Origin of the sequence: Pelagimonas phthalicica, from assembly GCF_004364805.1 — a bacterium.
GTDB classification, from domain to species: domain Bacteria; phylum Pseudomonadota; class Alphaproteobacteria; order Rhodobacterales; family Rhodobacteraceae; genus Pelagimonas; species Pelagimonas phthalicica.
Genome location: NZ_SOAP01000002.1, coordinates 704,811 through 719,051, shown reverse-complemented (window position 1 = coordinate 719,051; position 14,241 = coordinate 704,811). Strand labels below are relative to the sequence as shown.

Here is a 14,241-nt window from a genome sequence, read left to right as displayed (position 1 = left end):
CTGCGCGATGTAGGAACAAAACCGCAAAACCGGCCAAGACATCTGGCCGGTTTTTTTGATATTGGCGAGAAAACGGAGTTTGCGGTTTTGCAATCCTTACCGATCCCGCGCGCCGTCTTCGGTAAAGTAAAACGCTTTCGCCGGATCAAAGCCGAGCTGCAGGATCTGACCTTCGGCGACATCATGCTGACCAAAGAGACGGGCGGTGATGTTATGATCGCCAATCGTCGCAATCACATTGGTGTCGCCCCCCAGTTTTTCCACATGGGTGACAGAAGCGGCAAAAGCCCCCTGGTCAGATTGAAACAGATCCTCGGGGCGGATGCCCATGGTGCGTGTGTCGCCATCACGCACAAGGCTGGCGGGGAAAAAATTCATGGCGGGCGAGCCCAGAAAACCAGCCACAAACTTGTTCGCCGGGTTATTGTAAAGCTCCATCGGGCTGCCGACCTGTTCGACGATCCCGTCACGCAGCACGACGATTTTATCGGCCAGCGTCATCGCCTCGGTCTGGTCATGGGTCACATAGATCATCGAGGTGCCGAGCTGCGCATGCAGGCTGGCGATTTCAATCCGGGTGCTCATACGCAGGGCGGCGTCGAGGTTGGACAAGGGTTCGTCGAACAAAAAGATCTTGGGGTGGCGCACGATGGCGCGGCCAATAGCGACCCGCTGACGCTGACCGCCCGACAGTTCCGAGGGGAAGCGATCCAGGTAATCCTCAAGGCTCAACATCCGGCTGGCCTCGGCCACGCGCTGTTCGATCACCTCTTTGGGTTGCTTTTCCTGTTTCAGGGCCAGCGACATATTTTTGCGCACATTCAGATGCGGATAAAGCGCATAGCTTTGAAACACCATCGCGATGCCGCGTTTGGAGGGCGGGGTCAGATTGACCACATCCTCGCCAATGCGGATTTCGCCCGAGCTTGCATCCTCGAGCCCGGCAATCACCCGCAACAGGGTGGATTTCCCGCAACCCGACGGGCCGACAAAGACGACAAATTCGCCTTCTTCGATCTCGATATTGATGTCTTTGAGAACGTGAACTTTGCCAAAGGATTTGTTCACATCGGTCAGGGTCAGCGCCGTCATGGCGTTTCCTCCATCAGGTTAACGGGTTGTCCGGTACGGACGCTTTCATCAGCGGCCAGGCAAATGGCCAGCGATTGAACCGCGTCCTGCATATGGCGGGTGAGGTCGATATCCTCGGTGATGGCGCGCAGAACAAAAGCCTGTTCCGCGTCACAAAGCTCTTGATGGCCGGGCTCATCCGGCAGGTCGATCAGGGTGTCACAGTCAGGGCGATGTACCAGCAAGCCGCCGACCTTGGTGTGCCCGTCCACGTCTGACGACCCGGCCTTGTCCGCTTCGGTGATCGAAACTGAGCCGGCTGGCGATACCACGTCTTTTACGAAAAACGCGGTTTCAGACATCATCGGGCCCCAACCGGCCTCGTACCAGCCGACCGAGCCATCCTCGAACACGACCTGAAACTGGCCGTAATTATACATGTCCTCGGCGATCTCATCCGAAAGGCGCAGGCCCATGGCGTTGACGCTGACAGGTTTGGCATCGGTGATCTGGCACCAGACGTCCACGTAATGCACACCGCAATCAACGATCGGCGCTGTGGTCTGCATCAGCGCCTTGTGGGTTTCCCATTCAGCCCCTGTGCTTTGCTGGTTGAGGTTCATTCGAAACACGTAAGGGCCGCCAAGCGCGCGCGCCTCTTGGATCAGGCGTACCCAGCTGGGATGGTGGCGCAGGATATAGCCAACGACCAGTTTTCTACCCAGACGGGTGGCGGTGTCGACGACCCGGCGCGCATCAGAAACCGTTGTTGCCAAAGGCTTTTCGACAAAGATATGCGCCCCGGCCTCCATCGCCGCCACGGCGTAATCGGCGTGGCTGTCGGAATAGGTGGCGATAACCACAAGGTCGGGTTGGGTCGCCTGCATCGCCGCGTGAAAATCGGTGAAGCTGGGGTAGGGGGCCAGTTCGGGAATATCGACCTGACCGCTCCGGTTCACCAATCCCACAATTTCCGCATCGGGATGTGCGTGATGGGCCAGGGCGTGGCTTTTGCCCATATTGCCCAGGCCTGCAATCAGAACGCGGGTCATTTGACCGCTCCTGAGGTGATGCCGCGGATCAACTGACGTGAGAAGATCACATAAAGCACCAGCACCGGCAGGATCGCCATGGACAGTGCCGACAGCACCGCGTTCCAATCGGTGACGAACTGGCCGATAAAGACCTGGCTGCCCAGAGTCAGCGTCTTGGTTTCTTCAGCCGGGGCGAGGATCAGCGGGAACCAAAGGTCGTTCCAGATCGGGATCATGTTGAACACCGCAACCGTCGCCATAGCCGGGCGCACCAGCGGCAAGACCAACTTGAAGAAAATCGCGTATTCCGACAGCCCATCAATCCGCCCGGCGTTTTTCAGGTCGTCGGACACTTGCCGCATGAATTCAGAAAGGATGAACACCGCCAGCGGCAGCCCTTGCGCCGTATAGACCAGGATCAGTGCCCAAAGTGAATTCACCAGCCCGGTGGCCACCATCATTTCAAGGATCGCAACCGTACCGATGCGGATCGGAATCATGATGCCGAGCGCCAGATAGAGGCCCATCAACGTGTTGCCTTTGAAGCGGTATTCGCTGAGCGCAAAGGCCGCCATGGCCCCAAAGAGCAGCACAAAGAACAGCGAGGCGACGGTCACAATCAGCGAATTCTGAAAGTAGAGAAAGAAATCCCCCTGTTTCATCACCGTCTGATAGCCGATCATCGAAAAACTATCGCCATCGGGCAGGGCCAAAGGTTCGCGGAAAATCGCTTTGCGGGTTTTAAAACTGTTGATCAGGATCACAAAAACCGGGAACAGCGCGATCAGCGTGTAGAGGATCAGCGCACCATGCATGGCGGCCGTGTTCAGCGGGTTAACGCGGGCTTTGTTCATGCTCGGTCCTCCTTACAGCTGGTAGCGGCGCATCCGGGTCTGGATGCCAAAGAGATAGAGACAGACACCGATCAGGATGATCGCAAACATCGCTCCGGCAATGGCCGAGCCCATATGCGGGTCACCCAATTGCAGCTGGAACCCAAAGAATGTGCGATACATGAAGGTGCCAAGGATATCGGTGGAATAATCCGGCCCGGCCAGCGCGCCTTGGGAGGCATAGATCAGGTCGAACGCGTTGAAATTGCCGACAAAAGTCAGGATTGAGATGATGCCGATCGAGGGCAGGATCAGCGGTAGCTTGATCTTCCAGAAGGCCGACATGCCGGTGATGCCATCAATCTCGCCCGCTTCCAGAACCTCTTCGGGGATCGACAACAAGGCGGCATAGATCAGCATCATCGGGATGCCGACAAACTGCCAGACCGAGATCAGCGCCAGGGTGGTCAGAGCGTATTCTTCTTTGCCAAGCCAAGGGGCGAACAGTGATTTCAACCCGACCGCATCCAGCATCGAGGGCGCGATGCCCCAGATCGGCGACAGGATCAGTTTCCAGGCAAAGCCGACAATCACAAAGCTCAGGATCGTCGGGATGACAATCGCCGAGCGATACAGCGCCGCAAAGCGCAAGCGGGGATGGCTGAGGATGGCCGCCAGCGCGATGCCAATCGGGTTCTGAACCAGCATATGGATCAGGAAAAACCAGAAATTGTTGCCCAATGCGTTCCAGAATTGTTCGGACCAGATCGGGTCTCCGAACAGGGTCTGAAAGTTTTGCAGCCCGACATATACGCGCTCTTGGTCAATTTTGCTGAACAGGGACAGGCGCAGGGTGTTGAACAGCGGAAAGATCATCACCGCCGTATAGACAAGCACCGCAGGGGCCAGAAACACGGCAATATGCCAGCGGATTCGGGGCTTTTGCATGGGGGAACTCCGAAGGAAATCGGGGGAAATCCGGCGGTGCCACGCATGGCAACCTGCCGGAGAGGTCCCGGACGCCCATCAGACGTCCGGGGCATGTGCAACAGTTGGGGAGGTTACTGTTGCGGTGCGTACCAGCTGGCCAGGCCGTCCTGCAGTTTTTGGCCAAGCTCCGCTGGTGAGGATGTGCCCTTGATCGCCGCGACAGAGGCGCCCCAAGTATCATTCTCGAGGTTTGGCGTGCCGCGCGACAGGATCTGGTAGGTGGACCGGATGGTGCTTTCACATTCGCCACGCCAGCCGACGATTTCCTTTGCCAGCGGATCTTCCAGTTCGACCGGTGTGCTGGACAGTGGGAAGAAGCCGGGCAGGGCGTTGCCAAAGATCGTCGCAAATTCCGGGCTCGCCACCCAAGCGAGGAAGGTCTTGGCCGCGTCAGGATTTGCGGTTTTGGCGTTCATGCCAATACCAATATCGGTGTGATCCGAGATATAGCAAGTGTCACCAGCATTCTGGACCGGTGGCTTGAACGCGCCCATTTCGAAATCGGCCAAAGCGTTGAAGCCAGAGATTTCCCAGGACCCGGCAGGATAGATCGCCGCGCGGCCCAGGGTGAACAGGTTCTGGCTGTCGGGATAGGTCTGCGCCTCGTACCCGTCGCCCATATAGTCCGACCATTTGGCCAGGGTTTCATAAGGGGCAACCCATTGTGGATCGGTCAGCTTTTGCTCACCCGCGATCAGCGCCAGACGGCCCTCTTCGCCCTTCCAGTAGTTCGGGCCGATATTGTTGTAGCCCATGGTTGCCGCTTCCCATTGGTCATTGGTGCCCATGGCCATCGGGATATAAGTGCCATCCGCCTTGATCGCCTCAAGCGCGGCAAAGAATTCGGCCTCGGTGGTCGGAACCTCCAGACCCAGCTCGGCAAAGGCGTCTTTGTTATAGATAAAGCCGTGGATCACCGACGCCATCGGCACGCAGAAGCTGGCCGAGCCATCATCGGTTTGCCAGGCGGATTTCGCCACATCCGAGAAGTTGCCCATGGCCTCCATATCGTCGAGATCGGCCAGATGCCCGGCCTCGAACAAAGCGAGCGAGGCGTCAAAGGGGCGGCAAGTGATCAGGTCGCCTGCCGAGCCGGCATCAAGTTTGGAGTTCAGCACCGCGTTATATTCCGCAGGGGCGGAGGGGGTGAATTTCACCTTGATGCCAGGGTTTTGCGCCTCAAAGGCGGGAATGATCTTGTCCTGCCACAGGGTCAGATCGTCATTGCGCCAGCTTTCGATGGTCAGCGTCACGTCCTCAGCCGTGGCGGCTGTTCCGGCCAAAAGGGTGCTGGCCAAGAGCAAAGAGATGGTTTTACGTTTCATGTTTTCCTCCCAGGATTTTGGTTTCGTTAGGTTTTCAGGTGGTCCATTGCCGGGCGCAGATGGCCCTGGTGTTGGGTCAAAAGAGCCGTGGCGGCCGAAAGATCCGGCGCACCAAGGGCAAGCAGAATGGCGGGTTTGACCGCACCGCCCGCGCGATCCAGCGCGTCTTGGGCGGTGGTTTGGTCGACCTGTGCGATTGTGGACACGATACCCCGCGCCCGGATCAGCAGTTTGGCATTGTCAGCGGTCAGATTGACCATCATGCCGTCATGCACATGGCCCAGCTGCACCGCCATCAGGGTCGATAACATGTTGAGCGCAATCTTTTGCGCCGTTCCGGCCCCCATTCGCGTCGAGCCAGACAAGAGCTCGGGCGGGGTGGGCAGGCAGATCGGATGGGTGCTGAGGTTCAATAACTCGGAATTGGCATTATTCGCGATTCCGATCACCGAAGCGTTCGCTTCGCGGGCCAATCGCGCCGCTGCAAGGGTAAAGGGCGTCGTTCCGCTGGCTGAGACGGCGATGATCGTGTCAGCGGCAGTGATGCCAGCCAGATCTTGCGCAATCTGCTGCGTTTCATCCTCGGTCCCGCCGGGCATATTGGCATCTGTGGGCAGGCCGCCCGCCATATGAATGCGGATTTGCGTTGTGGGAATAGAAAAGGTGCCGCCAAGCTCCATCGCATCGGAGGCCGCCATCAGGCCAGAGGAGCCCGCCGCCACATAATGCAGCGTCGCGCCGTGCTTAATGCTATGCGCCATGGCTTGGCTTGCTCTGGCGATCTGTTCGGAGGCATCCAAGGGGGCTTGGGTGGCGTCCCGCTGACCTTGTGCCAGCAGGGTCGCAATCTCGGCGATCGGCCTGCGATCCAGTCCGTTTGCAAATTCGTGCAGTTGCTCAGTTGCATTTGCCAATGCGTGATTCCCCCTCGTTCTGCTCAATAAGATACCTATTAAATACCATTTGTCTACCACTTTGTTTGGCGCAGAGCGGCATGCCTGTGAATTAAGGGTTTGTCTGACAATTGGTCGGTAATTTGGTCTTTTAATTTCACAAAAGGTACTATAAAGGTATTGTCATGATCGATTTGGGTAACACCATGAGTATACCAGTTGTCGCTGCGGATGGCGGCGGGACGCGCTGTCGTTTGGCGGTTCGCTCTGGGGCGGGTGATGTGTCTGTCGTCGTTGGATCTGCCAATGTGACCACAGGTTTTGATGCTGCATTAAGTGAAATACGCCGCGGCCTGTCTGCTTTGGCCGCCAAATCCGGTTTTTCCGAAGCGGACCTCATCAGCTTTCCGGCTTTCTTTGGCTTGGCGGGGGTCACAGGAAAAACGATTTCCGAACGTGTGGCGGCGGCGTTGCCTTTGCAGCAAGTGCGCGTGACTGATGACCGCCCCACGGCGCTTCGTGGCGGGCTTGGGCATCGCGATGGAGTTCTGGTGCATTGTGGCACCGGCTCGTTTTTCGCAATGCAACAAGGCGGGAAAACCCGGTTTGGCGGGGGCTGGGGCCCGATTCTGGGCGATCAGGCTTCGGCCTATTGGGTTGGGCGGCGCGCCTTGTCGATCACCTTGCGGGCCGAGGACGGGCTGGTCGCGCAATCCAACCTGTCCCGGTCTCTGCTTGAAAGGCACAAGTCAGCGGCTGGGATTGTATCCTTTGCCGCAATGGCCAGGCAGGCAGAGATGGCGGCCATTGCGCCCCTTGTCACGGGGCTGGCCCAGCAGGGCGACCCCCTGGCGCAAAGCATCATGCAAGAGGCGGGCACATCCATTGCGACAACCGCCCAGGCGATGGGCTGGCAGCCGGGGCTGGCCATTTGCCTGACAGGTGGCATTGCCGCCCATTACGCCCCGTATCTGCCTGTAAATATGCAGAAAAACATCACCCAGCCTTTGGGCGAGCCGTTGCAAGGCGCGCTGTCACTGGCGCAGGACTTTAGCAAGGAGTTCTTGGATGAACGCTGTTGAGTTTTTGGATCCCGAGGAATGGTTGGGCCAAAAAGCAGGCCCGCGCTATGTGCAACTGCGTCGCCGGATCGAAGAGGCGATTGAAAACGGCATGTTGCCGCCAGACAGTTCCTTGCCCTCCGAACGCGAGATCGCCGAGATCACGGAATTGTCGCGTGTGACGGTGCGCAAGGCCATTCAGGAACTGGTCAAGCTGGGCGTGTTGGAGCAACGACAAGGGTCCGGCACCTTTGTGCGTGCGCCCGTGGCCAAGGTTGAACAATCGCTGTCGCAACTGACCTCTTTCACCGAAGATATGCGGCGTCGCGGTTTAGAAACCACATCCAAGTGGTTGGAACGCGGCGTTTTTATTCCCTCACCAGAAGAGGTGCTAACCCTGGGCCTTGCCACCGAGGATTCGGTGGCGCGCATCTATCGCCTGCGTGAGGCGGGCGGGCAGCCCATGGCGCTGGAACGCGCCTCTTTGCCGCTCGACATTTTGCCCAACCCGGTTGAGGTGACGCGCTCTCTTTACGAAGTGTTGGAGCAATCGGGCAATCGCCCGGTGCGCGCGGTTCAAAAGATCTCGGCGATCAACCTGGAACCAAGCGAGGCTGAACTGCTCGGCGTCGCTGAGGGCACCGCCGGGCTGAGCATCCAACGTATTTCCTATCTGGAAAGCGGCCGTGTGGCCGAGTTGACCAAATCCATCTATCGCGGTGACGCCTATGACTTTGTGGCCGAACTGCGTTTGTCCCCTTGATCTGACTAACATGAAAGCTGCCTGAAATGTCTCTGGAAAAGATCACGCGCATGCGGCGCGAAATCAACGAAATCCCCGATGCTGTTGAACGCCTGTTGACCCAAGGACGCAGCGGTATCCTATCCACTGCCCAAGAGATCCGCGACCGCGATCCGCGCTTTTTGCTCTCGGTGGCGCGCGGCTCTTCGGATCATGCGGCGTCTTATATGAAATATGTCAGTGAGCTGCTGCTGGGCCTGCCGATGGCCTCGGTCGGCCCGTCGATCAAATCGGTCTACGGGGTGAATGTCGCGGGCGAGGGGGCGTTGAGCATCTCTGTCTCGCAATCCGGTCAAAGCCCAGACATCGTGCGATTGACCGACGCCTTTGCCAAAACTGGCGCGTATACAGTTGCGATCACCAATGACCCAAGTTCGCCTCTGGCGCAGGCCACCACAGCTACTTTGCCAATCCATGCGGGGCCAGAACTGAGCGTGGCGGCGACCAAGACCTTTGTCACCTCTTTGGTGACTGGGCTTTGGCTGCTGGCAGATGTGAAACAGGATGCCGAGTTGATCGCCGCCATCCACGCGCTGCCCCAACAGCTGCTAAAGGCCACAGAATGCGATTGGTCCGCGGCGATCGAGGCTATTACCTCGGCGGGAGATGGGCGATCTTTGTTCACGCTGGGCCGCGGTCCAAGCTGGGCGATTTCCAACGAGGCCGCCCTGAAGTTCAAGGAAACCTGCCAGATCCATGCCGAAAGCTATTCCACGGCCGAGGTGCTGCATGGGCCTGTCTCGATTGTCGAACCCGGTTTCCCGGTGATCGCCTTTGCCGCGCGGGATGCGGCCGAAGACAACATTGTCGAGGTCGCCGATGCGTTGGCGCAAAAGGGCGCACTGTCCTTTGCCACGTCGGACAAGGTAGAAAAGGCCACGCGATTGCCGCATGTGCGCACCGATCACTGGATCACCGATCCGATCGCATCGATTGTGTCCTTCTACGCGATGGTGGAAAGAGTGGCCGCGTGCCGGGGAATCAACCCCGACACTCCGCGCCATCTGAAGAAAGTGACTGAAACGGTATGACCGACGGATCAACCCAAGAGAGCGTGACCTTTCGCAATGGCCGGATTTTTGATGGCGAAAGGTTTCATGACCACCACGCGATCAGCTTTGTCGGCGGGCGACAAACCGGTTTCGGCCACAAGGAAGCCTTTGTCGATCAGGGCAGGGTGGTTGATCTGGGGGGCGACATTCTCAGCCCGGGCTATGTGGACCTGCAGGTCAATGGCGGCGATGGCATCATGCTGGGCGATGCGCCGTCTGTCGAAACGGTGCGCCGCATTACCAAGGCGCATCGCTCGCTTGGGGTGACGCGGATCTTGCCGACATTGATCACCGACACGCCCGAAAATACACGCGCGACGATTGAGGCGGTGGCAGAGGCCTGTCGTCAAAAGGTGCTTGGTGTCGCAGGCGCACATCTTGAAGGGCCACATCTATCCGTGGCGCGCAAAGGGGCCCATGATGCGGCGCTTATTCGCGAGATGACCGATAACGACCTCACGCTGCTGCTGGACGCTGCCAAGGCGTTGCCCTGTCTGAAAGTCACCCTGGCCCCGGAAAACGTGACCGAGGCACAGGTGAGCAGGCTGAGCGAGGCTGGAATTGTCGTGTCCTTGGGCCATACTGATGCCAGCTATGAGACTTGTATGCGCTACTTCAAGGCAGGCGCGCGCTGTGTGACCCATCTGTTCAACGCCATGAGCCAATTGGGCAATCGCGAGCCCGGCCTTGTTGGCGCGGCGTTGGATTGTGGCGAGGCGGATGCAGGAATCATCGTGGACGCGGTGCATGTGCATCCCAAAACGGCACGGGCGGCCTGGGCGGCCAAGACCAAGCCGGGATCGTTCTATCTGGTCAGCGACGCGATGGCTGTGGCCGGGACGAATGTGCAAGAGTTTCAACTGAACGGACGGGTGATTTGCCGCGACAACGGCCAGCTGCGGCTGCAAGACGGAACCCTTGCCGGGGCCGATCTTGACCTCACAACCGCGATCCGGGTCGCCGTTGAGCAAGTCGGCCTGTCGCTGGAAGAAGCGTTGCAGGCTGCAACGGTTGTGCCTGCGCAAGTGATCAACACGCCACTGGCCAATCCTGTTCAGCCAGGCTGCGAGATGTCCGAGTTGATCCGCATTTCACGCGATCTCACGTCGGTCGACGTCCTCGGCTAACTCAGTCTCGATGTAAGGCACGAAAAACCGCACCGGCAGGCTGCAGGTGCGCTTTTCCATTCGTTTAGCGACCCTAGATAAACACGAAGTCACCGCTGTCCAATTCGGATGATGTCACCCCTTGCAACAGGATGGACCCTGCGGCCCCAAAGTCGAGCAAGACCCCAGAGGCTGTATCGCTCATGGCGGCCATGACATCGCCGTAACTGTTTGCGAGACGCACAAGATTCAAAGTATCGACCCCGGCTTCGAAATCTCGCACGATGTCATGGCCGGTTTCGAATTCCGCGCTGTCGGTGAACTGGAACTCATCAGCCCCGGCACCACCGGTCATAATATCGTCGCCGGCCCCGGAATGTAGTGTGTCGTTGCCATTGCCCGCGCGGATATCATCATTGCCGGAGTGTCCATAGATCAAGTCATCACCGTTGCCGGAAATGAGCAGGTCATTGCCGTGATTGCCTTGCAATGTGTCATGGCCACCCGCGCCGACCAGGGTGTCATCACCGTGTCCACCGATCAAACTGTCATTTTCTCCGCCGCCATTGAGGTAATCGTCGCCTCGTTCCCCGCGCAATGTATCATCGCCGCGTTCGCCAAAAATCGTGTCGTTGGTGACTTGGCTGGGATCGGCGGTCGCATAAATATTGTCATTTCCAGACCCACCATGCACGACGGCTTGGCCGAAAAAGGTGATGTGATCTGCGCCCCCGCCGCCGGAGATTTCGGCAAATCCACCATAGTGAATGATACGGTCGTCACCCGCCCCCCCAGACAGGGTGTCATTGCCCCCGGCATCGATGATCGTGTCATTGCCAAAATCGCCCAGGATGGAATCATCCCCCGTGCCGGAGTTGATGGAGTCATCGCCGCGCCCACCATCCACGGTGTTGTTGCCCTCACCAGCGTCGATGATGTCATTTCCGCCATAGGCTTCAAAGCATTCATCCGCATCGCTCCCGACCAAGGTGTCGTCGCCAATGGTGCCTTCGATGCAAACAGGATCGGTGAGATGGGTGGTCAGATCCGTGTCGACTCCGTTCAACCTCAGAGTTTCAATTGCAACGGAACCATCCGGGAGAAACTGATCGCGGATCACAAAGGCCGAGTAAAGGACTGGCAGCCCTGTGACTGGGCTCAGTGAACTGACCGTTATAAATAGGTCGTCGCCGACCCTTTCACATTCGGCATAGAGATCGCGGTTTACCACACGCACCTGGACGACGTCGGCGATGCCGCCCGTATCGAACACTTCGACCGTTTCTGCGTCTAGTCGGTTTAGGACCAGATCATAAGTATCAGAGCCGCCGCCGCCATAAGCCTGGAAGCCATGGCCACTTAGTTGGATATGATCATTGCCATTTCCGGCGTAGACAATGGTCAACTCGTCCTCGGAATCAGGGCCGCCATGGCTGGCATAAATGCTGTCATTTCCGGCACCGCCATAGATTGTGTCATAGCCGGTGCTTGCCCAAATCTCATCATCGCCATTGCCACCAGACAGCAATTCGTTGTCATAGCGACCATAGATCGTGTCGTTGCCATCATCGCCAAAGATCTGGTTTTCACCATCTCCGCCATGAATGACATCATCGCCATCGCCGCCCCGAATTGTGTCGTCGCCCGCTCCTCCGACGATGGTGTCGTGGCCGGTGCCACCGTCCAAACTGTCAGATCCGCTATAGGAATAGATGTAGTCGTTGCCACCCTCGCCATAGATCGTATCGGAGTAGATAGTGTTGTGTGTTCCACCTGGCGGGAGCGAAATGAAGTCATCCCCATCCCCTGCAAAAACAAGGTCACTGCCCCATTGATTGGTATCAATGTCGTCTGCGTTCGGTGTGCCAAAAATTTCCCGAATATTGCCGGTGATGACAGTCATATCGCAATCTCCCAAAACAAAAGATCAGGATGACAAAATGTCATCCTGTTTTGAGAGCTTCGCTCACACGCTATGCGTTTTCAAGGATTCTGCGTGCAACCTTGGGTTTGGGTGGTGTCGTCTAGAATTCATCCGCCAAACGGCTGGCCAGAAAAGCCTCTAACACCTGTGTTTCCCGTTCGGATAGACGGAACTCCAAACCGGCCTTTTGCGGCGTGATCCAGCGTAGATCGGCCATGCAGTCGCCCAGACCCGGAACGGAAAATGTGACGGGTTTGTCATCTGACAACCCAATCCTCTCCATATCAAACTCCACCAAAGCCCCGCTCGCAGAGACGTTTTGCACGGTACATGACAATTCCTGCTGTCCCTGACAGATCGTCGCTTTGGCAAAGGTGGGGTGCCTGTCATGGGCGCGATGTTCGGCAAGGGGTGTTTCGGAATGGGGTTGGGCAGAATGGGAGGGCATGGGCAACCTGATCGTAAGTAACATAAGTCCCTTTGGGCTAGCCGCAAAACCTTACTCGGACCTGAAGACGCGCTGATTTTTCTGCGCTTGCAAAGGTGGAGCAGGGCGAAGTTTCGATGAATTTGAACACTTCAGACCGGTAAAACCACCCGGCTGGTCGCACCAAATCAGCGTGGATCCGCGAAAATCAACAGATTTTTCTGCTTCTTTTTAAGTGGCACGGGCTTCAACACAGAAATGCGCTTGCGCGGGCGTGTCCCCATGCTTAGAAGAGCGCAGATTTATACATGTGCTGTGGCGCACTGCGCCCCGGCCAAGCCGAAAAGAGGACGAACATGCAGGTCACCGAGACCCTGAACGAAGGCTTGAAGCGCGGTTACGACATCGTCATCACTGCCGCCGAGCTGGACGAGAAAGTCAACGCCAAGCTGGTCGAAGCACAGCCCGAAATCGAAATGAAGGGTTTCCGCAAAGGCAAAGTGCCGATGCCGCTGCTGAAAAAGCAATTCGGTCAGCGCCTGATGGGCGAAGCCATGCAGGAAACCATCGACGGTGCGATGAACAAGCATTTCGAGGATAGCGGTGACCGTCCGGCTCTGCAGCCTGAAATCAAGATGACCAACGAAGACTGGAAAGAAGGCGACGACATCAACGTTGCCATGTCCTACGAGGCGCTGCCTGAGGTTCCAGAAGTCGACATGTCCGCGATCGCCGTTGAAAAACTGGTTGTCAAAGCTGACGACGCATCGGTTGACGAGGCGCTGGCCTCTCTGGCGGAAACCGCGCAGGATTTCGACGCCAAGGACGGTGAAGCCGAGGACAAAGATCAGGTTGTTATCGACTTCCTGGGCAAGGTTGACGGCGAAGCCTTTGATGGCGGCGCGGCTGAAGATTACCCGCTGGTTCTGGGCTCCGGTTCCTTTATCCCCGGTTTCGAAGAGCAGCTGATTGGCACCAAAGCCGGTGACGAGAAAAACGTCGAAGTCAAATTCCCCGAGGAATATGGCGCTGAGAACCTGGCCGGCAAAGACGCCGTGTTCGAAGTGAAAGTCAAAGAGGTCAAAGGCCCGAAAGCGGCTGAGATCAATGACGAACTGGCAACCAAATTCGGTGCCGAAGATCTCGACGCGCTCAAAGGTCAAATCCGTGAGCGTCTCGAAGCGGAATACGCTGGCGCATCCCGCCAGGTGATGAAGCGCGCCATGCTGGACAAGCTGGACGAGCTGGTTTCCTTTGACCTGCCGCCATCGCTGGTCACCGCCGAGGCCGACCAGATTGCCCACCAGCTGTGGCACGAGGAAAACCCTGAGGTCGAAGGCCACGATCACGACAAGATCGAGCCAACCGAAGAGCACACCAAGCTGGCTGAGCGCCGCGTGCGTCTGGGTCTTCTGCTGGCAGAGCTGGGTCAGAAAGCCGAGGTTGAGGTCACCGAGGCCGAGATGACCCAGGCGATCATGAACCAGGCACGTCAGTACCCGGGTCAGGAACGTGCCTTCTTTGATTTCGTGCGTGAAAACGCCCAGATGCAGCAGCAGCTGCGCGCGCCGATCTTTGAAGACAAAGTGATCGATCACATCGCCGAAAGCGCTGAAGTGACCGAAAAAGAAGTCTCCAAAGACGATCTGCAAAAAGCAGTCGAGGCGCTGGACGACGAATAAGTCGCCGCACCTTTGTCAAATGCGAAGGCCGCCCGGTTTGG

At 57.7% G+C, this 14,241-nt stretch carries 13 protein-coding genes; 5 read left to right on the top strand and 8 right to left on the bottom strand.

The genetic code is table 11. From position 1 onward, the window contains the following. Nucleotides 1-96: 96 nt before the first annotated feature. From CLV87_RS13625 to CLV87_RS13600, 6 genes are all read right to left on the bottom strand, one after another. On the bottom strand, nucleotides 97-1,092 hold the full coding sequence (locus tag CLV87_RS13625; protein ID WP_099246164.1) for an ABC transporter ATP-binding protein: 996 nt from the start codon (nucleotides 1,090-1,092) through the stop codon (nucleotides 97-99). Beyond that, nucleotides 1,089-2,123 (bottom strand): Gfo/Idh/MocA family protein, encoded by a 1,035-nt coding sequence (locus tag CLV87_RS13620; protein ID WP_099246162.1) that lies wholly within the window; start codon nucleotides 2,121-2,123, stop codon nucleotides 1,089-1,091. Before CLV87_RS13620 ends, CLV87_RS13625 begins: the two co-directional genes overlap by 4 nt. Further along, complete coding sequence (locus tag CLV87_RS13615) at nucleotides 2,120-2,959, bottom strand: carbohydrate ABC transporter permease (protein WP_099246160.1); 840 nt, start codon at nucleotides 2,957-2,959, stop codon at nucleotides 2,120-2,122. The genes CLV87_RS13620 and CLV87_RS13615 overlap by 4 nt, the downstream gene beginning before the upstream one ends. Nucleotides 2,960-2,971: 12 nt before the next feature. Beyond that, nucleotides 2,972-3,886 (bottom strand): carbohydrate ABC transporter permease, encoded by a 915-nt coding sequence (locus tag CLV87_RS13610; protein ID WP_099246158.1) that lies wholly within the window; start codon nucleotides 3,884-3,886, stop codon nucleotides 2,972-2,974. 113 nt (nucleotides 3,887-3,999) lie between these two features. Continuing rightward, the gene (locus tag CLV87_RS13605; protein WP_099246156.1) at nucleotides 4,000-5,253 is read right to left on the bottom strand and encodes an ABC transporter substrate-binding protein; all 1,254 of its coding nucleotides are present in this window, start codon (nucleotides 5,251-5,253) and stop codon (nucleotides 4,000-4,002) included. A 26-nt stretch (nucleotides 5,254-5,279) separates the two neighbouring features. Then, on the bottom strand, nucleotides 5,280-6,167 hold the full coding sequence (locus tag CLV87_RS13600; protein WP_235871930.1) for an N-acetylmuramic acid 6-phosphate etherase: 888 nt from the start codon (nucleotides 6,165-6,167) through the stop codon (nucleotides 5,280-5,282). A 185-nt stretch (nucleotides 6,168-6,352) separates the two neighbouring features. Here CLV87_RS13600 and CLV87_RS13595 point away from each other — a divergent pair, with 185 nt between their 5' ends. Genes CLV87_RS13595 through nagA form a run of 4 tightly spaced genes read left to right on the top strand, consistent with a single transcriptional unit; the run spans nucleotide 6,353 to nucleotide 10,188 of the window. After that, a complete protein-coding gene (locus CLV87_RS13595; protein WP_235871929.1) occupies nucleotides 6,353-7,228 on the top strand; it encodes a BadF/BadG/BcrA/BcrD ATPase family protein in 876 nt (291 codons plus the stop codon). After that, nucleotides 7,215-7,970: a GntR family transcriptional regulator gene (locus tag CLV87_RS13590; protein ID WP_099246152.1), complete on the top strand. Its 756-nt coding sequence runs from the start codon at nucleotides 7,215-7,217 to the stop codon at nucleotides 7,968-7,970. Before CLV87_RS13595 ends, CLV87_RS13590 begins: the two co-directional genes overlap by 14 nt. 50 nt (nucleotides 7,971-8,020) lie before the next feature. Continuing rightward, complete coding sequence (locus tag CLV87_RS13585; RefSeq protein ID WP_407946582.1) at nucleotides 8,021-9,040, top strand: SIS domain-containing protein; 1,020 nt, start codon at nucleotides 8,021-8,023, stop codon at nucleotides 9,038-9,040. Continuing rightward, entirely contained in the window at nucleotides 9,037-10,188 is a 1,152-nt protein-coding gene (gene nagA / locus CLV87_RS13580) for an N-acetylglucosamine-6-phosphate deacetylase (protein WP_099246148.1), read from the top strand. The genes CLV87_RS13585 and nagA overlap by 4 nt, the downstream gene beginning before the upstream one ends. 73 nt (nucleotides 10,189-10,261) lie before the next feature. Here the strand turns inward: nagA and CLV87_RS13575 are convergent, their stop codons facing one another. Together CLV87_RS13575 and CLV87_RS13570 are read right to left on the bottom strand one after the other, a co-directional pair. After that, nucleotides 10,262-12,070, bottom strand: a complete 1,809-nt coding sequence (locus tag CLV87_RS13575; RefSeq protein ID WP_099246146.1) for a calcium-binding protein — start codon at nucleotides 12,068-12,070, stop codon at nucleotides 10,262-10,264. A 121-nt stretch (nucleotides 12,071-12,191) separates the two neighbouring features. Next, entirely contained in the window at nucleotides 12,192-12,539 is a 348-nt protein-coding gene (locus CLV87_RS13570) for a PilZ domain-containing protein (protein ID WP_166652754.1), read from the bottom strand. Nucleotides 12,540-12,874: 335 nt separating this feature from the next. Here CLV87_RS13570 and tig point away from each other — a divergent pair, with 335 nt between their 5' ends. Continuing rightward, on the top strand, nucleotides 12,875-14,200 hold the full coding sequence (tig, locus tag CLV87_RS13565; RefSeq protein WP_099246142.1) for a trigger factor: 1,326 nt from the start codon (nucleotides 12,875-12,877) through the stop codon (nucleotides 14,198-14,200). Nucleotides 14,201-14,241: the final 41 nt, after the last annotated feature.